Origin of the sequence: Natrinema altunense (genome assembly GCF_000731985.1) — an archaeon.
Taxonomy (GTDB): domain Archaea; phylum Halobacteriota; class Halobacteria; order Halobacteriales; family Natrialbaceae; genus Natrinema; species Natrinema altunense.
Genome location: NZ_JNCS01000016.1, coordinates 37,241 through 56,566 on the forward strand (window position 1 = coordinate 37,241; position 19,326 = coordinate 56,566).

A 19,326-nucleotide genomic window follows, 5' to 3' on the forward strand; every position below is an offset into this window, starting at 1 on the left:
GGGATTCAAGCGTTTCGTTCCCGTACGTCGAATATGTCGCGTGCGGCCGACCTCGTGTCCGTCCTCGAGCGGACCGACTCACTGGCGATCGTCTGTCACGACAATCCCGATCCGGACTGTCTCGCCAGCGCGCTCGCACTCGAGGCGATCGCGTCCGAACACGCGGTCGAGGACGTGACGATCACCTACGGCGGCGAGATTTCCCACCAGCAAAACCGTGCGTTCGTCAACTTACTCGAGATCAGTCTCCGGACGCTCTCGGAGACGACGATCGAGGAGTACGACAGCGTGAGCTTCGTCGACCACACCAGACCGGGAGCGAACACTGAGGTTCCGGCGAGCGTCACTCCGGATGTCGTCATCGATCACCATCCGGGTGAGTCGGCCGATGCCGCGTTCGAGGACGTTCGCGCCGACTACGGCGCGACGGCGACGATCTTCGTCGAGTACCTACAGGAACTCGAGGTCGATCTGACCTCGCGGCTGGCCTCCGCGTTGCTCTTTGCGCTCCACCGCGAGCGGTTGGACTTCGTCCGCGAACCCACGCGACGGGAGTACGAGGCGGCGCTCGCGGTCTACCCTGACGCGGAACTCGAGATCCTGGAACAACTGTACGGCAGCGCGTTCTCGCCGGGGACGCTGGACGCGATCGGACGAGCGATCGTCAGCCGCGAGCGCCGGGGGTCGTCGCTCGTCGCGAGCGTGGGCAAGACCGGTGAAACCGACGCGTTGCCACAGGCGGCGGATTACCTGCTCAATCTCGAGGGCGTCGATACGGTACTGGTCTACGGCGTCGTCGGCGACGCGATCCGACTGAGCGGCCGTTCGATCGATCCGCGAGTCCACATGGGCGAGACGCTGGAAGCGGGCTTCGATGAACTCGGTGCGGTCGGCGGTCACCACGACATGGCGGGCGGCCGAATCGAACTCGGCCTCTTCGCGGACGAGGGCGGGGACGAGGACGAACTGCTTTCCTTCGTGGGCGGACGGCTCACCCGCCGGTTTTTCGACGCATTGAACCTCGACGAATGACGCCGACGGCGATCGGCGGGGCGCTCAGTGACGGCGGCGACGAGCGAGGGGACTCGTCGATGCGGGTCCGTTAGTCGATGTCGATCGAGTGGGCGTCGGCCGACGGTTCGTGCTTCGGCAGTCGCACCGTCAGGATGCCGTTGTTGACGCTCGCTCGAACCGCGTCGACGTCGACCGGCTCCGGCAACCGGACCTGACGGCTGAACGACTGTGTTTGCCGCTCGCGCCGAATGTACGTCTCCTCGTCGCCGCCGGCCGCCCGCCGCTGCTCCCGTTCGCCGGACACTGCCACCGTTTGCCCGGAGAGGCGCAACTCGAGGTCGTCGCTCTCGTAGCCGGGGACGTCGACGGTGACGACGAACTCGTCGCCCTCGTCCGCGAGGTCCAGACTCGTCTCCGCACCGCTCATCGAGAGATCGAACTGACTTCGGTTGTCGACCTGCGACTCCCACGATCGGGCCGCCGTCTCGATCTGCCGGTTCAGTCGGTCGAGCAGGTCGTCGATACCGTCGAACGGACGCGGTCGGTCTGCCATGGGATCACCTCCCGAAAGTAGGGCGTCGACGGCGAAAAAAGCAACCCACGATCACCGTGAGGCTCCCCCAGACGGACCTGTTAGCGTAGCGACTTGCGGCAGAACCGAGGGGTGGGCTGGTCGTTTTTACGCTCCCCGTCTTAGTGGTGATGCATGACGGACGCACTATTCGTCGTCAGCGAAGAAGGGTACTGGGGAGAGGAATGCGTCGAGCCGCTCGAGACGCTCTCGGACGCGGGTGTCGAGATCACGGTCGCGACGCCGTCGGGGAGTCCGCCGGTCATCGACGAGCGGTCGCTCGACCCCGACGAGGTCGGTGAGGAGACCGCCGAACACGTCCGCGAGGTCCACGAGACCGACGAGCGACTGAACGACCCGATCCCGGTCGCACAGGCCGACGCCGAGGGGTACGACACCGTCGTCTTCCCCGGCGGACACGGCACCGCGTGGGACATCAACCAGGACAAACACGCTCGCGAACTCCTCCGGGACATCGTCGAGGGCGACGGCAAGGCGCTCGTCGTCTGCCACGCCGTCGGCATGCTTGGGTTCGCCCGTGACAGCCACGGCGCGTTCATCGTCAACGGACGCGACGTGACCGGGTTCCCCAACGAGTGGGAAGAGGGCATCGTCGACGAGGCCGATCGCATGCCCGACGGCCGCAAACTGCCCTACTGGACCGAAGACGAAGTGATAGCGGCCGGCGGCAACTGGGACGCCGAACTCGATTCGGAGACCAGCGTCACCGTCGACGGCGACTTGATCACCGCCCGCGGGCCCGGCTCCTCGAGCGCGGCCGCCGAAACCCTCCTCGAGGAACTCGAGGCCTGAACGGACCGGAAGCCGATTCGCCGCGGTCGTTTTCCTCGACCGAGGCGTCCGTCCCCGCGAATCCGTTTCAGGGGGCCGCCGTGTCGCGGACCCAATGAGCGCACTCCGGGTCGGCTGTGACGGCGTGCGACCGCGTTTGATCACCGCTATTCTCGGCCGTAGAATGTACATTTAAGATTGTTTCATTGAACACTTCAAAATATTTAAAACGGTTAGCCGGCAACACACGATCGAAAACACGGAGAACGTCCCCACCGAACCCGATAACCATGATCGTACGCCAGATCGAGGGGAGCGATTCCCCGAGTCAGACCGTCCTTCGTGCTGTCGCTACGGAAACGAATACACCGGTCCTGGAACTCGAGCCGTTGTACGAGACGGTCGATCCCGAGGCGCTCAATACGCTCGTCACCGGTGGTGCCGCCGTCCGCGTCGCATTCGACTACCAGGACTTCACAGTGACCGTTGATGCCGAGCGAGTGGTGCTCGAATGATCGGTTTTGCGCCCTTCGAATCTCACCGCGGCCTCCCGGCAGTCGTGTCTCGTTCCTTCCCAGTACAATCCGAGCCGAGTCCCACACTGAACACGCCGTCGTCGTGCGCTCCGGTATGCAGTGACGGTCAGTAGTCCCGCTCGCCCCCTCGAACTCCGCCCCTGGAAGGCTCCGACTTCCCCGACGGATCTCCGGGACCCTCGTTGCGCTACCTGAAGCACCGGCTACGTCCGTCTGTCGGCAACAATACCGATACGTCCAAATCAGTCCCTTTTTACACGCAGACGGGGAATCACAACCCATGAGCTTCGAGGAAGACGATCGCGTCGTCCTGCACGACGAGCACAGCGAGTTCGACGGCGAAACCGGCACCGTCTCCCAGACGATGGAGTCGATGTTCGGCGACGTTACCTACACCATCAGCTTCGACGACGGGCAGGAGGCCGGCGTCCCCGAGGACGATCTCGAGGCGGCTGCTGCCGAAGACGAAGACGCCGACGAGGAGTAAACACCGCTTGCGGCTCGGCCTCTCGAGACCCGTCACCACCGCGCCCGCACTCACCACACCGACTTTCGAATCGCAGATGCCACAAATCCCGCTTCACTACGTCGATTTACGGACGTTCTGCTACGCCACCGAGGACGAAAAACGCGTCGAGGAAGCCCTTCGTACCTTCCTCCCCGACGGCGACGACGAGCCGTTCGAGATCGAACGCACCGAGAGCGAGGGCCACTACGGCGACCGTATCCTCGTCCTCTCGGCCCGCGTCGAGAACGCTGACGATCTCCGACACGTCCTCTCGCGGCTGGCCGACCTCGAGCGCTTCGACGAACTGATCGACGAACTCGACGAACGGGTCACCGAGAACACCGAACTCTTCTTGCGACTCGACAAACAGGCGGCCTTCGCGGGGGACGTCCGCCTCGGACAGGGGATCACCTTCCGCGGGAAGGTCGAGGCTTATCCGGCGAAGAAAGAACAGGCCGTCGAAAACGCCGAAACGGTTCTCGAGCGCCTTCGCGATCGCGAGTAACCGGCCTCACCGATCGATCCGAATCGCCCGGCGCAGTCCGATCTCCGAGAACGATTTCGACGCGTCCCAGCCCTCCCGGGGTGATCCCGTCCGATTCGACCGAACGTGATCGCCCGGTTGCGAAGGGCTTTTGACTGGCCAGTCAGTAAGTTCGTGTAGAGATTTTCTGAATGACAGATGAGACGATCGACGACCTAATGGACGCAACGTACGGCGCGCTGTGTAAGCACGGCTACGCGGAGTTGACGATGCAGGATATCGCCGAGGAATCGAGCAAAAGTAAGGGAACCCTTCACTATCACTTCGAGGGGAAACAGGACCTCCTCGAGTCGTTTCTGGCGTTTCTCTTGAACAGGTTCGAGGAGCGGACGCGGACGATTCCCGGGGAGACGCCGACCGAGCGGCTCCACGAGTTCCTCGACGAGTTGCTGACTCCGACCGACGAGGCGTCCGCAGAGGAGTTCCGGACGGCGATCCTCGAGATCAAGGCCCAGTCGCCGTACAACGAGGCCTACCGGGAGCAACTGGTCGAGTTCGACAAGGCGCTCCACGAGCGTCTCGCGAGCCTCGTCGCGGACGGTCTCGAGGCGGGGGAGTTCCGCGCTGACGTCGATCCGGACGAGACGGCCGACTTCCTCGTCACGGTCTCGAACGGGTCGGAGACGCGAGCGGCCGCGGTCGATCGGTCTCCGGAGCGAACGAAACGTCACGTCCACCAGTATATCGACGAATTCCTCCTGGCGGATGACACGAAGACGCCGGTCGACGACGGAATGGAGGCCGGCGAATGAGCCTTCTGGCTCGGCTTTCTCGACTGTTTAAGAGCCTCCCGAACCGGATTTCCCGACTGTTCAAAGGTCGCGACGAGTTCGATCTCACCTCGGGCGGTATCGCGAAGCCGCTGTTCTACCTGTCGCTGCCGATCATCGTGACGAACCTGTTGCAGACGGCCTACAACCTCATCGATACGTTCTGGCTCGGCCAGTATAGCACCGAGGCGCTCGCGGCGATCAGCTTCGCGTTCCCGATGGTCTTCCTGCTCATCTCCGTCGGGATGGGGCTATCGGTCGCCGGTAGCGTCTTGGTTGCACAGCATATCGGTGCCGACGAGGAGGCCGAGGCCGAGTACGCCGCCTCCCAGACCGTCGCGCTGTCGCTGCTCGGCGCGTCGGTACTGGGGCTCATCGGCTACGTTTTCGTCAATGGACTGCTCGGACTCTTCGGCGCGTCACAGGACGTGTTACCGCTGGCGACCGACTACATGCAAGTTATCTCGCTGGGGATGCCCTTCATGTTCGGGTTCTTCGTCTTCATCGCGCTCATGCGGGGCTACGGCGACACGATCACGCCGATGCTGGTGATGTTCGGATCCGTCCTGCTCAACGTCGTCCTCGACCCGTTCCTGATCTTCGGCTGGGGGCCGTTCCCGACGCTGGGGATCGAGGGCGCAGCGGTCGCGACGGTCATCTCCCGCGCCCTCGCGCTCGTCGTCGGACTCGCGATCATGTTCCGCGGGACGCGAGGGGTCAAGATCCGGCTCCGACAGATGCGTCCGGACCTCGCCTTTGCCAAGAAAATCGTCTCGATCGGCTTTCCCGCGTCCATCGAAGGCATGGGAAGAGCCCTGTCGATCAACCTCCTGTTGGTGATCGTCGGCCTGTTCCCGACCTACGTCGTCGCCGCCTACGGCATCGGCACGCGCGTGTTCTCGGTCGTCTTCCTCCCGGCGATCGCGGTCGCCCGCGGCGTCGAAACGATGACCGGCCAGAACGTCGGGGCGGACAAACCGGACCGCGCGGCGGCCGCCGCCGACTTCGCCGCCCGAATCATGTTCCTCGTCCTCGGTGTGATGGGTATCGTCGCGTGGTTCGGCGCACGACCCATCACCGCCGCCTTCACCGACGACGCCCAGGTCATCGAAGTGGGCGTTACCTTCCTCCGGTACGTCGCACCGTCCTTCGGCTTCATCGGCGTCATGCGGGCCTACAACGGGAGCTTCCGCGGAACCGGGAAGACGCTCACCGCGGCGGCGATCGTCCTCGTCACATACGCTGCCGTCCGGCTCCCGATCGCCTACTCCCTCTCGCAGACGACGATGGAGTACCGCGGCATCTGGATCGCCTTTGCCGTCTCGAACGTCGTCGGTGCCGCCCTCGCCTACGGCTGGTACCGTCGGGGCACCTGGCGAGACGTCGCTGTCACCGAGGGTCCGGCGGGGCCGGCGATCGGCGACGACCTCGAGACCAGTACCGACGACTGACCGCCCTGTCCAGTAAAGTAGCTGTGTGCCGTCACAGCCGACCGAACCCAGTTTCGAGAGGTGAGTCAACAGTGAGTCCACACCGGCAGGGCCGACCGCGGGTCCCACGATACGTTCGACCGGCGGACGACGGGTGGCCGTAACGATGGTCGAAACCGTTTCCATCGATATCCTGAGCCTCCTCCTCGTGCTCTCAGTTGCGTGGGTGTTCGGTGCGATCGCCGAGCGCGTCGGCTATCCGACGATGATGGGCGAACTGTTCGCCGGCATCGCCTTCGGCCCCGCGCTGTTCGGACTCCTACGCCCCTCGGAACTCCTCTCGGTCCTCTCCGAGCTCGGGGTGTTCCTCCTGATGGTCTACGTCGGCATGGAGGTCGATCTGCGGGAGCTGTTCGAACTCGGCCCCCAGTCGCTGCTGATCGCCTTCGGCGCGTTCGTCATTCCGTTCGGCCTCGGCTACGCGGCCGGCGTCTGGCTCGGCGTCTCCGTCGGCGCGGCGCTGTTCCTCGGGCTCGCAATGGCCGCCACGTCGCTGGCCACGAAGTCCCGCATCCTCGCCGACCTCGATCTGCTGGACACCCGGATCGCGAACGTGTTGCTCGGCGGCGCGCTCGCCTCCGACGTGGGGGTCCTCATCGCGTTCGCCGGCGTCGATAGCTACGTGACCGTGGGCTCGCTTGACCCGGCCGAGATCGCGATGATCCTCCTGCAGGCGATCGGGTTCTTCGCAGTGACGCTCCTGATCGGCTATCGGTTCCTCCCGATCGCGTGGCGGTCGATCGAGCGCCAGCGCGAACGGTACGGGTTCGTCGATCGGACCACCGCGTTTACGTTCGCCCTGCTCGTCTCCCTGCTGTTCGCCCACCTCGCGACGCTCGCTGACCTCCACATGATCATCGGCGGGTTCGTCGCGGGGATGTTTCTCCGGCAGGCGGACGTCGAGACCGGGCTCTACGAGCACATGCATACGGTCATGTACGACCTCGCGATGGGACTGTTCGCCCCCATCTTTTTCGTCACGGTCGGCTTCGAGATCACGTTCGGCGTCTTCTTCGATTCCACCGCCGTCCTCGCCGGTCTGGTCGCGATCGCTTTCGTCGGGAAGATCGTCGGCTCGTGGCTGTTTTCGCTGCCGACGTCGCTTACCTCCCGCGAGGGACTGGTCGTCGGCTTCGGCATGAACGGCCGCGGGACCGTCGAAATTATCATCGCACAGGTCGCCTTCGAAGCCGGGGTTATCGACGCGGAGATGTTCTCGATCCTCGTCTTCATCGCCGTGTTCACGACCGCGCTCGTCCCCGTTACCGTCACCTGGGGCGTCCGCCTGCTCGAGGCGAGGGGTGAACTCGTCTACGTCGACTCGGCGGCCGCGGTCGAGGACTGAGGACCGATCCCGTTCCGTCGTCACTCGAGCGGGGCGTTTTTGCCGCCCGCGCCAGCAGAGGGGAGTATGCAAGTCCACGTCGTGGGTGACGATCCGGTCCGCGAGGCGGTCGTCACCGCGCTTGATGACGTCGATGTCGGTGTCCGCGAGGCCGAGCCGGCGGCGCTCACGGACGCTCGTTTTGCGGTCGTCAGCGATGTCGCCGGCTCGGCGACGTTCGACCGAGCTAACGAGGCCGCCCGCACGGGCGGAACGCCCTGGATCGCCGTCGAGATCGGCGGCGTCGGGGGCCACCCCATGCCGGGCGTCGACGCCGCGATCACCGGATTCGCGCCCGCGACGGGGTGTTTCGACTGTCTGCGCGCCCGCGTCGCGTCGAACGTCGAAGAGCGGGCCGACGGACCACAGGCCGACCGCAGTGAAGCGCGATTCGCCGGTGCGGTCGCCGGCCGGGAGTGCGTGCGCGTCCTCTCGGGCGACGAGCGATCGATCATGGGGCAGGTACTCGAGGTGCCCCACGCCCGACGCCGGTTTCTGCCCGTTCCCGGGTGCGAGTGTGCCGAGGACGGCCGGGATCGATCGCTCGACCGCGACGCCGCGTCGCTCGCCCTCGACGCCGCTGTCGACCGCGCCGAGGGGGCGATCGACGACCGCGTCGGACCGATCACCAGTATCGGCGAGATCGAGTCCTTCCCGGCTCCTTACTACCTGTCGACGGTCGCGGACACTGCCGCATACAGCGACGCGAGCGCGCCGCGACAGGCGGCCGGCGTCGCGACCGACTGGAACGCAGCGCTGATGAAAGCCGTCGGCGAGGGCCTCGAGCGCTACTGTGCTGGCGTCTACCGCGAGGCCGATTTCGTCCGCACGAGCGAAGCCACCCTCGAGAACGCGGTCGTACCGACGGACTTCGTTCGGCCGGCCGACGCGCCGGCCGACGACGGGAGCGACGACCGCCGTTGGGTGCCGGGCGAGGACCTCGTGACCGGCGAGACAGCGCATCTGCCCGCCGCGGCGGTGCAGTTCCCCCAGCCCGGCGCGTCGCTGCTCCCGGCGATCACGACCGGGCTGGGGCTGGGGTCCTCGACCGTCGACGCGCTGCTTTCGGGGCTGACCGAAGTCATCGAGCGCGACGCGACGATGCTCGCGTGGTACTCGACGTTCGACCCGCTCGGACTGTCGGTCGAGACGGACGCCTTCGACGCGCTCGAGCGCCGCGCCCGGAGCGAGGGGCTGTCGGTGACGCCGCTGCTCGTCACACAGGACATCGACGTTCCCGTCGTCGCCGTCGCGGTTCACCGCGACCCGGACGCGCTCGAGGGGCGCGAGGTCGAAGCCGACGACGATTCCTGGCCGGCATTCGCCGTCGGCTCGGCGGCTGGACTCGACGCCGCGGCGGCCGCAGCGTCGGCGCTCGAGGAAGCGCTCCAGAACTGGATGGAGCTCCGAAGTCTCGGGCCGGCGGACGCCGACGATGCCGGCGGGGAGATCGGCGAGTACGCCTCGTTCCCGGAACAGGCGCAGGCGTTCGTCGACACCGAGCGGACGGTTCCGGCGACGAGCGTCGGCCCCGATCCCGTGCCGACCGGCCGCGACCGACTCGAGGCGCTGTGTTCGCGGACGGCCGACGTCGGGCTGACGCCGTACGCCGCTCGGTTGACGACCCGCGATATCGACGAACTCGGGTTCGAGGCGGTCCGAGTCCTGGTACCGGGCGCACAGCCGCTGTTCACCGACGAGCCGTTCTTCGGCGAGCGAGCGCGGACGGTCCCGACGGAACTCGGCTTCGAACCGCGCCTCGAGCGGGCGTTCCATCCGTATCCCTGATGCGGTTGTCGATCCCGTCCGGTATCGGAGCCGCTGCCCATCACTGCACACCTGCTCGCAGGACGGCTGTGCGATGGGTGTGAATCGGTTCAGGTAGTACTATCGCGGTCGGACGGCGGCTCGCGTTCGGGTGCCGGCGCGTCCCCGTTTCCCGTCTCGCCGTCGCTCGGCCCGGATTCGTTCGTCGCGGATCCGGCCGGTTCGGAGCCGTTCGTCACGGACTCGTCCGGTTCGGGCTCGGCGGTCGGCCCCGGGCCGTCCGGTTCCCCGCTCCGGCGAACATCCAAAATGAGATTGTCGTCGGTGAGCTTCACGTTCACGAACTTCGTGTTCGGCGTGATCGTGGCCTCCCTGAACGCCAGTTCCTCGCCGTCCCGGCCGTACTTGACCACGCGGAGGGTCTGCTCGACTGCGTCGAGATGCGGGGGCGACGCCGACTGGTTCGCCGTGACCGTGTAACTCTCGTCGTAGGTCCGCCGGTTCGTCCCGGACTCGTAGGCCTCGAGCGTGAGGTCGTAGTGGCGCTCGGCCTCGCTGTGGATCTCGATAGGCACCAGCCCCTGGAAACTGCCCTGATAGTGCTCCTCGAGCGCCTCGAGACAGCCCGAAAGCCCGACGAGCGCGGCCATTCCGGCGGTCCGAAGTACCGTACGGCGGTTCACGTGTGCGTCTCCGGGGCGGACGACTGTATGCGTTACTCTTCTCGGAACGCGACCCGACGGCGGACCCAGCCTCGGACAGCGTCAGTCATCACCACCCACGGGACTTTTGTCTCGGGAGCCGAACGACCACGCATGGAGAAAGTCGCAATCGACGACGTCGACATCGAGACCAATCCCATGGACGTCCACTCGGTCCGACGGCCGGTTTCGGACGCGCTCGGCTTCTCGGACTTCGCGATGAACTACTTCGAACTCGAGCCCGGTGAGTCGTTCTCGGGCGGGATGCACACCCACTACGATCAGGAAGAAGTCTTCTATATCCAGGCCGGGACAGCGACGTTCGACACGGACGACCGGACGGTCACCGTCGACGAGGGCGAGGTCATCCGGTTCGAGCCCGGCGATTTCCAGCACGGCTACAACGACGGTGACGAGCAGGTCGTCGGCTTCGCCTTCGGCGCGCCCAAGTCCAAACACGACTGGGACCAACTCGAGTCGCTGGTCTACTGTCAGGACTGCGAGGACGAGGTCGGCCACGGCCTCGAACTCACCGATGACGGGAACTTCCGGCTGACCTGTACCGAGTGCGGAAACGCGTTCGTGCCGCAGTAGCGGTCGTGTGGTTACGATCGACCGGCAATCGAATCCCGATCGAACGCACTTGTGACGCGTTCGGCTCTCGACTCCGCGCGGCGACCCGACGGTGCCGGTTCCGAAAGAGCGGAACGTTGTTGATGTGGGGCCGAGACCATCGAGTATGGCTGCACAAGACAGTTCGAGTGCGGAGATCGATACGTCCCTCTTCATCACCGTCTCCGGGCCGCCGGGCTGCGGTGCAACGACCCTCTGTGAGCGACTCGCCGATGCGATCGGCTGTCCGTACGTCTCGGGGGGCGACATCTTCCGCGAACTCGCCGACGACCGGGGGATGACCCTCAACCAACTGACCGCGAAAGCCGACGAGTCCGACGAGATCGACCGCGCGCTAGACCAGCGGCTCCAACAGATCGCCGAGGAGTGGGGCATGGCCAACAAACCGTTCATCCTCGAGTCCCGGCTCGCCGGCTGGCTCGCCGGCGACCGCGCGGACCTACGGATCTGGCTCGACGCCCCGGAGACCGTCCGCCTCGAGCGGATCGACGACCGCACTGAGACCGAAGCCGAGATGCGAGTGCGGGAGGTCAGCGAGGCGGGCCGATACGAATCGTACTACGAGATCGACATCGGCGACCGCTCGTTCTACGATCTGCACGTCAACACCGCCCGCTGGAGCAAGGCCGGCGTGTTTCGGCTGGTCCGAGCGGCGATCGAGGAGTACGATCCGGAACTCGACGAAGGGGCGTTCACCACCCCGCCGATGGACATCTAGCCGTCGCGACCGAAGTGGACCCCGGCTTGCAGTCGTCTCGATCGCCCTCGAGTGGCCGTCCACCGACACATAGCGACCGTGGTGGCGTCGGAACCGCCGATAAGACGATCTTTATTCCCATACAACCGTCTTACTGGCGAATCTTTCAAATAGGAGTTCGTGGTTTCGTGTCTGCTAGAGAGTCATGTTACCTACTGACACTCGCGGGGCGCACATCGCTCGAGACGGACCCGTCAGAAGTCCGTATCGCAAACGCGGATGGACGGACCGATTCGCTCGAACCGGAACCGACGACGTCCCGAAACGTGGCGTTCGGGGGAGAGTATGCCACGAAACGCGCTGATGGGAGTGATCGGCCTGCTCGCACTCGGAGCGCTGGTCACGGCGAGCCTCGGCTGGTATCGGGTGTTCTCCTACGTCGCAGCGGTGTTCATCCTCGCCGTCGTCGCGTCCGCGACCGTCGAACATCGCGGCTCCCTGCTCGCGCCTTTCAACGGTCTCGTCACCGTGCTCGCCGGGGCTTTCATCGCTGGACTTACCGGGATTTGGGTGCTCTGGAGTCCGGACGTTACGAGCTACACGTACGCGTTCGGCGTCCCGAGACCGACGCTCGTCTATTTCGCGCTCCTGTGGCTCGTACCCGCGTTCACCGCGATCTATTTCTCGTTGATTTTCGATCGAATCGGTAGCGAGGCTATCGTCGACACCATCATCAGCGAAGCCCGGAGCCGACAGCGTGACGCGGACCTTCCCCTCGTACCGCGACGGATCGACAGACCAACCAGCACAGACGGCTCCGGCGGAACGGCCGACGAAGGTGGTGAGGATGAGTGACGGAACAGCGCTCGGGACCGGTCCGCTGCAGACCGAGGGGATCCCGGTCGCGGACGATCCGATCATCGTCGGTTTCGGTGCGGTCTACCTGTTCGTCGTCGTCCTGATCGGGATCTGGGGCTACATGCGAACGCAGACGACCGGCGACTTCCTGATCACCGGCAAGAGCATCGGGACCTGGGTGCTCGCGATGACCGCCTTTTCCGTCATCCAGTCCGGGTTCGGGTTCGTCGGCGGCCCGGAACTCGTCTACGAGTTCGGTGCGACCGCGCTCTGGATCTTCTTTACCGCGCCGCTCGGATTTCTCCTCACCTGGATCGTCCTCGCCAAGCGGCTACGACTGCTCGCGGACATCCGGAACGTCCTGACGCTGGCGGACGGGATGTACGTCCGCTACGAGAGCGACTGGGTGCGCGGACTCACCGGTCTCGCCGTCGTCGTCGGCGTGATCGCCTACCTCGCGACGAACCTCGCGGCCCTGCAGTTCGTCATGCGTGCGATTTTCGGGGTTCCGGTCATCTGGGGCCTGCTCGGCGGCGCGCTCATCCTGTTGCTCTACAGCATGCTCGGCGGGATGATCGCCGGCGTCTGGACCGACTTCCTACAGGCGCTGACGATGATCACCGGCGCGGTGTTCGTCTTCGCCTACGCGATGTCCTTCGGCGGCGGGATGGAGACGATCTCCCGCAACCTCGCGACCGCCGACCCCGCCCTCATCTCGCCGTTCGGCGCGATGGCCGGTTCGACGACGGCGATCCTCGTCGCCATCGCGTGGTGGATCCTCTTCTCGGTCGGGTCCGCCGGCCAACCCCACCTGATCACGAAGTTCTACATGAGCCGCAACCTCGAGATCCTGAAGTGGGGCGCACCGATCGCCGCCCTCTCGTATGCCGTCTCGAGCCTGATCGCCTTCTCGGCGGGCCTCTCGATGCGATCGATGGTCGAGGCCGGCGAGATCCAGGAGACGTTCAGCGCCAGCGAGGTCGGTCCGGTCTTCGTCCTCGAGTACACGCCGAGCATCGTCGCGGGGCTCATCCTCGCGGCGCTGCTGGCCGCGATCATGTCGACGAGCGACTCGTTCCTCAACATCGGCGCGGCGGCCGTCTCTCGAGACATTCCGAGAGCGCTAGGCCGCCCGATCGAGCGGGACAAGACGGAACTCCGAGTCACGCAGGGTTCCCTCGCCGGTCTGACGGTGCTCGCGACGGGTGTCGTGTACTTCTCCGACGCGCTGGTGGGTATCCTCGGGACGATCGGCTGGGGTTTCTTCGCCGCCGCGTTCGTCCCGATCGCCGTCTTCGGAATGAACTGGAAGGGGGCAACGAAGGAGGGCGCTATCGCTGCGATCGTCGGCGGGCTCGTCGTCAACGTCCTCTACAGCGCGATCCCGATGGCCGCGGACACCGCCGGCTACGGGGGGCTCGCCGACGGTATCATGGCGACCTACCCGTACCCGGACCCGTTCCCGGTCGGTACCGTCGCGCTCCTCGTGGCAGTCGTCCTGTTCATCGGGGTTTCCCTCGCCACACAGGACGGGGACGAACTGCCCGTAGACCTCCACGCGCTGCTCGAGCGGTGATCGCACGTGACCGACCATACTGGCTCCCGATCGGCGACCGACCCAGCCAAGACCGAGACTGACCCCGCCGATGACGACCCGATGACGAGCGAGACCATCATCGCACGACTCACGCACTGGTTCCGGCAGCGACCGACCTCGATCGAATTCTGGGAGATCGTGGTGACCGACGAACGGCTGCTGTGGTGTTTCGTCGGCGAATCGTTTCGATCGCTGCTCCTGCGGGCGGATATGGGCGAACGCGATCGAGCGGCGGTCGCGGAGCTGTCGCCCCCGGAGGTCGCGGCGTTCGACGACCGGAACTTCGCCGTTCCGCTCGAGGCTCTCGAGGAACTCCGACTCGTCACCGGAACGCGGCTGCGCCGGGCACGACTCGTCGTCACGTGGCGAGAGGACGAGGATGACATCGAATACGAAGAGCGGACGCTGTCCCAATCGCGAACCGCGGACCCGCAACGCGAACTCGTGACCGAGTTGCAATCGGACCCGCGACTCGAGGGCGTGGACGTAGTCGTCGAGACGCCCCGGTTCCCTCGCCTCTGAACTCGCGTGGCGTCGGTCCGTCGATCGCGACTCGCCCGACGGTTTATTTCGGGCTTCGTTGTAGGACGCGCTATGACGTGGCATGTCTCCCTCGAGGGGGATTCCTACGAAGCGGCCCGTCAATCGTTCGAGTGGGACGTTCCGACGGGATTCAACGCCGCCACCGATCTCGTAGGGAAACATCCGGACGGCGATCTGCCGGCGCTCTTCCAGGCGTATCCGGACGGCCGCCGCGAGACGTACAGCTTCGACGAACTCGATCGGCGGTCCGATGCCGTCGCGAACGCCCTCGAGTCTATGGGTGTCGACCGCGGCGACCGGGTCGCGGTCGTCGTGCCGCAGAAACCGGCGAACGTCCTCACGCACCTCGCAAGCTGGAAGCGCGGGGCCGTGTCGCTCCCGTTATCGGTGCTGTTCGGCGACGACGCGCTGGGCTACCGACTGCGGGACAGCGACGCGCGGGTCGCCGTCGTCGACGCCGCCCAGTGGGACACGATCCGCGCCGTGGCATCGGACTGCCCGGCCTTGGAGCACGTACTCGTGGTGGACGCCGATCCGGAGGCGCGTCGTATCGGGAACGCGACCGTTCGAACCTTCGAGGCGGCAGTCGATGGGCGCTCGAGCGAGTACGATATCGCCGAAACCGATGTCGACACGCCGGCGATCATCATGTACACGAGCGGGAGTACCGGCGATCCGAAAGTCGTCCTCCACACCCACGGGGTCTGGATCGGCCACTGCCCGGCGTTTTCGATGTACTTCGAGCGGAACGTCCGCGGCGACTCGGTCTACTGGACGCCCGCCGACTGGGCGTGGATCGGCGCGCTGGGCGATCTCGTCTTCCCCGCGTGGCACTACGGCCGGCCGGTCGTCGGCTACCCGATGGGATCGTTCGATCCCGAAACCGCGTTCGAGATCGCCGCCGAATTCGACGTGACCAACGCCTTCGTTCCGCCGACGGCGATCCGGATGCTCATGACGGTCGCCGAGCTGACCGAGCGCTACGACCTCTCGCTCGCGGCGATCTGCTCGGGCGGCGAACCGCTGACCACGGAGATCCTCGAGTGGGCCGACGAGGAACTGGCGGGGACAGTCGTCAACGAACTGTACGGGCAGACGGAAGCGAACCTGCTGGTCACGAACTGCCGCGAGTGGTTTCCCGCGATGCCGGGCAGTATGGGAAAACCCGTCCCCGGGCACGACGTCGCGGTCGTCGATCCCGACGAGGGCGAGCCCGTGGACCCGGGCGAGGTCGGCGAGATCGCCGTTCGGCGCGGCGACGATCCGGTGCTCTTCGAGGCGTACTGGAACGCCCCCGAGAAGACGGCGGAGGTAACTCTCGGAGAGTGGCACCTCACCGGTGACCTCGCGAAACGCGACGAAGAGGGGTACGTCCGGTTCGTCTCCCGCGACGACGACCTCATCGTCACGAGCGGCTACCGGGTCGCCCCCCGCGAGGTCGAGGAGACGATCCTCGAGCACGATGCCGTCGAACAGGTCGGCGTCGTCGGCGTTCCCGACGACACGCGAGGTGAGATCATCAAGGCCGTCGTCCAGCCGGTCGCGGGGGAGACCGGCTCGGACGAGCTCCGGACGACGATTCGTGACCGCGTGCGAGAGCGACTGGCAGCATACGAGTACCCACGCGAGATCGAGTTCGTCGACGAACTGCCGACGACGGCGACCGGCAAGATCCGCCGGACGGAACTGGGGTGAGGAGTCACTCGAGTGGGTCGTGGTCGTTACTCGCTGTCGGGCGAGTAGTTCGGCGCTTCGTCGGTGATCACGACGTCGTGGGCGTGGCTCTCGGCCTGTCCGGCCGAGGAGACGCGAACGAACTCCGACCGTTCCTTGAACGCGGGGATCGTTTCCGCGCCGACGTAGCCCATGCCCGACTGCATGCCGCCGGCGAGCTGGTGGAGCTCGGATTTGAGCGTACCCTTGTAAGGGGTTGCCGCTTCGACGCCTTCGGGGACGTACTCGTCTTCCTCCTCGGGTTCGTCCTTGAGATAGCGGTCGCCGTCGCCGGACTTCATCGCGCCGACCGATCCCATGCCGCGGTACTGTTTGTACTTCTTGCCGTTCATCGTGACGACGCGGCCGGGCGCTTCGTCGGTGCCGGCGAAGTACGAGCCCAGCATCACCGCGTCCGCGCCGGCGGCGATCGCCTTGATCGCGTCGCCGGAGTAGCGGATACCGCCGTCCGCGATCACGGGCACGTCGTGTTCGGCGGCTACGTCGGCGACCTGTGCGACGGCCGTGATCTGGGGCATGCCCGAACCCGAGACGACGCGGGTCGTACAGATCGACCCCGGTCCGATGCCGACTTTCAGCCCGTCGGCGAAGTCGACGAGGGCCTCGGCCGCCTCTCGCGTCCCGATGTTGCCGACGACGACGTCCGCATCGACGGCGTCCGTGATCTCGCGGGCTCCTTCGATGACGTTCCGGTTGTGCGCGTGCGCGGTGTCGATAAAGATGACATCCGCACCGGCCTCGTCGGCGGCCACCGCACGGTCCTGCTCGAACGGGCTGACGGCGACGCCACAGCGGAGGCGGCCGTCCTCGTCGCGGACGGCTTCCTTGTACTCGCGGCGCTGGAGGATGCCTTGCATCGTGACCAGTCCCACGAGGAGGTTCTCGTCGTCGACGACTGGGACGCGCTCAATCTTGTGGTCGTACATCAACTCGAACGCGTCGCGGGAGTCGACGTCCTCGGGAGCCGTGATGACCTCGTCGGTCATCGCCTCGGTGACCGGATCGTCCTCGTTGACCTCGAGGTGGGGCCGAATGTCCGTACTCGAGATGATCCCCAGGACTTCGCCGTTGGTGTTGACGACGGGTGCGCCGCCGACGCCGTGACGGGCCATCAGTTCGTCGACTTCGCGAACCGACATCTCCGGGGAGGCGGTGACGACCGAATCCAGCGGGATGATGAGTTCGTCGGCGCTCTTGACGCGACCGATCTCTTCGACCATCTCGTCGACGTTCATGTTGCGATGGAGCACGCCGAGGCCGCCGTGGCGGGCCATCGCGATGGCCATGTCGCTCTCGGTGACGGTGTCCATCGCCGCCGAGAGGATCGGGACGGAGACCTCGACGTTTTTCGAGACGTTCGACGTGAGGTCAGCGTCGTCGGGTTCGACGCGACTCTCCTTGGGGCGGAGAAGGACATCGTCGAACGTTAGCGCTTCCGGTACCTGCAGTTTCGAAGAATAGGGCTCGTGCTCGGGAACGTCGTTCGCCATGTAAACCGTCCGGCCCCCCGGGCAAAAAGCGTTGCGAGATTTCCGCGGGCGTCAACGGTTGACAACCCCCGCAACGGGTGATGCGGCCCGCTAGTACCTGGACCCGCGGTCGCGTTCTCGAGGGCCGTCTCCCTCGAGCGGTCGGCGTCCTTCCTGAACTTTCGTGTGCGAATGAGAATCATTGTGTCTGCCTGGACGCGGGGCAATCTCGCTTACGAGTGCCCACATCCGAGTCAGACCTGTGCATTTCCGTTCGGATCTGGCCGCCACTGTCGGAACGGTACCGGATCGTGAAATGGAGTCCCACGCAACGTTTATTGACAATCCACCCATCTGTCGGAGTATGTTCGCTGTGAGTGCAGCCGACGCCCGAACCGCTGGCCGGATGAGTGCCGTCTCCGTTGCCACCTTCGGGAATTTTACACAGAAACTCACAGCTCGAGGCCTTATTCCCACTCCGATCGACTGGCGTCCGGACCGGTCGGGACGGGATTGTCCATCATATCACCCGCAGGCCTCGGGTCACGGCCATCGACTCTGATCGATGAGTACGTCACAACACCCAGTTGCGCTCCAGATGGAGCGCATCATCGGGGGTAACGCCAGGCTCCTCGCGCTGGTCATGATGCTGCCGCTAGTCGACGGCGTCTTCCCCGCGTTGATCCTGGCCGGGGCGCTCAACAACCCGCTCGATGCGATTCAGGTCGGGCTGTTGATCTTCGGCGGGAGCGCCACCGTCGCCGTGATCCTCGCGGAGATGAACGGGACGGCCCGCGAGCAGGCGGCGGTCGTCTTGCTTGTCGGTATCCCGCTGATACTGCTGTCGGCAGTGCAGGCCGCGCTCGCGCCGACGATCGAGAGCGTGGTCGATACCGTGATCTTCGAGCGGTTCGCGGCGCTGGTGATCGCCGCCATCGCGGCCAAGACCGCCAGCGCGACGATCGGCGACTACCTCCCCAACCCCGCCGTCATCATCGGGCTGGGTCTGGTCGCGAGTCTCGAGCCCTCCGGGGCCACGTTCTCGCTGATGACCGAGCGCAAGCTCGTGGTCAACGCGACGCTGGCCGCAGCCGTCGGCGTCGCCTTCGCGCTAACCATCGCGCTGACCGGGCCGTACCTGCGGGAGTACATGGACATCGATCGGTTCCGCTTCGGGAGCGCCGTCGCGCTCGGCCTGCTCCCGCCGTCCCTGCTCTGGATGACCTTCGGTCAGGCCCCGCTGGTCGCCCTGCTCGTCGCCGCCCTGCTCGCCATCGAGTTCCCGTTCCGGGAGTCCGCCGACGCCGACTCGAGTCCCGAGCCGGACGCCGACGCGGACGATACGACCGCGCGGATGGGCGCGGTGACCGACGGCGGCGGTGCAAGCGCCTCGAGCGAGCCGCCGGCCGCGGAGCGTGACGAGGAGCCGAACGCGTATCCGGGCGACGACGGGACGGACACCGCGGGACGGGCCCCGTGGCTGTAGGGCGATTCCGGTCCGAATCGAAACCACTTTACGGTACATCCCCCAACTGGGACTCGAGGGGTCGTGGCCAAGCCAGGCATGGCGGCTGACTCCAGAGGCAACGCGCCCGGGACGACACTCCAGACTGATATACTGATCGGGCACCTGATCAGTGCTCGTGTGATGACCCTCTGGAGTTCCGAGGCGCACCGGAGATATCAGTAGATCGGGGGTTCAAATCCCTCCGACCCCA

At 65.8% G+C, this 19,326-nt stretch carries 19 protein-coding genes and 1 tRNA gene; 17 read left to right on the forward strand and 3 right to left on the reverse strand.

Annotated elements, in window-relative coordinates; translation table 11 throughout:
- Positions 1 to 33: 33 nt before the first annotated feature.
- The gene (locus ALTAJ2_RS18085) at positions 34 to 1,032 is read left to right on the forward strand and encodes a DHH family phosphoesterase (protein ID WP_049900554.1); all 999 of its coding nucleotides are present in this window, start codon (positions 34 to 36) and stop codon (positions 1,030 to 1,032) included.
- A 70-nt stretch (positions 1,033 to 1,102) separates the two neighbouring features.
- Here the strand turns inward: ALTAJ2_RS18085 and ALTAJ2_RS18090 are convergent, their stop codons facing one another.
- Positions 1,103 to 1,567, reverse strand: a complete 465-nt coding sequence (locus ALTAJ2_RS18090) for an Hsp20/alpha crystallin family protein (RefSeq protein WP_007109738.1) — start codon at positions 1,565 to 1,567, stop codon at positions 1,103 to 1,105.
- 153 nt (positions 1,568 to 1,720) lie between these two features.
- Between ALTAJ2_RS18090 and ALTAJ2_RS18095 the strand changes: the two genes are divergently transcribed.
- The 8 genes from ALTAJ2_RS18095 to ALTAJ2_RS18130 all read left to right on the forward strand — a co-directional run bounded on the left by ALTAJ2_RS18095 (position 1,721) and on the right by ALTAJ2_RS18130 (position 9,397).
- The gene (locus ALTAJ2_RS18095; protein WP_007109737.1) at positions 1,721 to 2,398 is read left to right on the forward strand and encodes a type 1 glutamine amidotransferase domain-containing protein; all 678 of its coding nucleotides are present in this window, start codon (positions 1,721 to 1,723) and stop codon (positions 2,396 to 2,398) included.
- Positions 2,399 to 2,667: 269 nt separating this feature from the next.
- Complete coding sequence (locus ALTAJ2_RS18100) at positions 2,668 to 2,892, forward strand: HalOD1 output domain-containing protein (protein ID WP_007109736.1); 225 nt, start codon at positions 2,668 to 2,670, stop codon at positions 2,890 to 2,892.
- Between the two features lie 301 nt (positions 2,893 to 3,193).
- On the forward strand, positions 3,194 to 3,400 hold the full coding sequence (locus ALTAJ2_RS18105; protein ID WP_007109735.1) for a hypothetical protein: 207 nt from the start codon (positions 3,194 to 3,196) through the stop codon (positions 3,398 to 3,400).
- A 76-nt stretch (positions 3,401 to 3,476) separates the two neighbouring features.
- Positions 3,477 to 3,926 (forward strand): RNA-binding protein, encoded by a 450-nt coding sequence (locus ALTAJ2_RS18110; protein ID WP_007109734.1) that lies wholly within the window; start codon positions 3,477 to 3,479, stop codon positions 3,924 to 3,926.
- Positions 3,927 to 4,123: 197 nt separating this feature from the next.
- Positions 4,124 to 4,717, forward strand: a complete 594-nt coding sequence (locus tag ALTAJ2_RS18115; RefSeq protein ID WP_007109733.1) for a TetR/AcrR family transcriptional regulator — start codon at positions 4,124 to 4,126, stop codon at positions 4,715 to 4,717.
- Positions 4,714 to 6,186, forward strand: a complete 1,473-nt coding sequence (locus ALTAJ2_RS18120) for an MATE family efflux transporter (RefSeq protein ID WP_007109732.1) — start codon at positions 4,714 to 4,716, stop codon at positions 6,184 to 6,186. Before ALTAJ2_RS18115 ends, ALTAJ2_RS18120 begins: the two co-directional genes overlap by 4 nt.
- A 145-nt stretch (positions 6,187 to 6,331) precedes the next feature.
- Positions 6,332 to 7,570: a cation:proton antiporter gene (locus tag ALTAJ2_RS18125; RefSeq protein WP_007109731.1), complete on the forward strand. Its 1,239-nt coding sequence runs from the start codon at positions 6,332 to 6,334 to the stop codon at positions 7,568 to 7,570.
- A 66-nt stretch (positions 7,571 to 7,636) separates the two neighbouring features.
- Complete coding sequence (locus tag ALTAJ2_RS18130) at positions 7,637 to 9,397, forward strand: YcaO-like family protein (protein ID WP_007109730.1); 1,761 nt, start codon at positions 7,637 to 7,639, stop codon at positions 9,395 to 9,397.
- 89 nt (positions 9,398 to 9,486) lie between these two features.
- Here the strand turns inward: ALTAJ2_RS18130 and ALTAJ2_RS18135 are convergent, their stop codons facing one another.
- The gene (locus ALTAJ2_RS18135) at positions 9,487 to 10,026 is read right to left on the reverse strand and encodes a hypothetical protein (RefSeq protein WP_007109729.1); all 540 of its coding nucleotides are present in this window, start codon (positions 10,024 to 10,026) and stop codon (positions 9,487 to 9,489) included.
- A 165-nt stretch (positions 10,027 to 10,191) separates the two neighbouring features.
- On the opposite strand from ALTAJ2_RS18135, the gene ALTAJ2_RS18140 reads away from it, so the two are divergent.
- The 6 genes from ALTAJ2_RS18140 (at position 10,192) to ALTAJ2_RS18165 (ending at position 16,100) form a co-directional block, all read left to right on the forward strand.
- Entirely contained in the window at positions 10,192 to 10,671 is a 480-nt protein-coding gene (locus ALTAJ2_RS18140) for a cupin domain-containing protein (protein WP_007109728.1), read from the forward strand.
- Between the two features lie 145 nt (positions 10,672 to 10,816).
- Complete coding sequence (cmk, locus tag ALTAJ2_RS18145) at positions 10,817 to 11,428, forward strand: (d)CMP kinase (protein ID WP_007109727.1); 612 nt, start codon at positions 10,817 to 10,819, stop codon at positions 11,426 to 11,428.
- A gap of 324 nt (positions 11,429 to 11,752) precedes the next feature.
- Positions 11,753 to 12,262, forward strand: coding sequence for a hypothetical protein (locus ALTAJ2_RS18150; RefSeq protein WP_049900551.1), 510 nt, complete (start codon positions 11,753 to 11,755; stop codon positions 12,260 to 12,262).
- Entirely contained in the window at positions 12,255 to 13,841 is a 1,587-nt protein-coding gene (locus ALTAJ2_RS18155; protein ID WP_007109725.1) for a sodium/proline symporter, read from the forward strand. Before ALTAJ2_RS18150 ends, ALTAJ2_RS18155 begins: the two co-directional genes overlap by 8 nt.
- A 6-nt stretch (positions 13,842 to 13,847) precedes the next feature.
- Entirely contained in the window at positions 13,848 to 14,384 is a 537-nt protein-coding gene (locus ALTAJ2_RS18160) for a hypothetical protein (protein ID WP_007109724.1), read from the forward strand.
- Between the two features lie 72 nt (positions 14,385 to 14,456).
- Entirely contained in the window at positions 14,457 to 16,100 is a 1,644-nt protein-coding gene (locus tag ALTAJ2_RS18165; RefSeq protein ID WP_007109723.1) for an AMP-binding protein, read from the forward strand.
- Positions 16,101 to 16,126: 26 nt separating this feature from the next.
- Here ALTAJ2_RS18165 and guaB read toward each other — a convergent pair whose 3' ends face one another.
- On the reverse strand, positions 16,127 to 17,629 hold the full coding sequence (guaB, locus tag ALTAJ2_RS18170) for an IMP dehydrogenase (protein WP_007109722.1): 1,503 nt from the start codon (positions 17,627 to 17,629) through the stop codon (positions 16,127 to 16,129).
- 544 nt (positions 17,630 to 18,173) lie between these two features.
- On the opposite strand from guaB, the gene ALTAJ2_RS18175 reads away from it, so the two are divergent.
- On the forward strand, positions 18,174 to 19,094 hold the full coding sequence (locus tag ALTAJ2_RS18175) for a DUF5794 domain-containing protein (protein ID WP_049900493.1): 921 nt from the start codon (positions 18,174 to 18,176) through the stop codon (positions 19,092 to 19,094).
- A gap of 57 nt (positions 19,095 to 19,151) precedes the next feature.
- Positions 19,152 to 19,326 (forward strand) — tRNA-Trp (locus ALTAJ2_RS19335).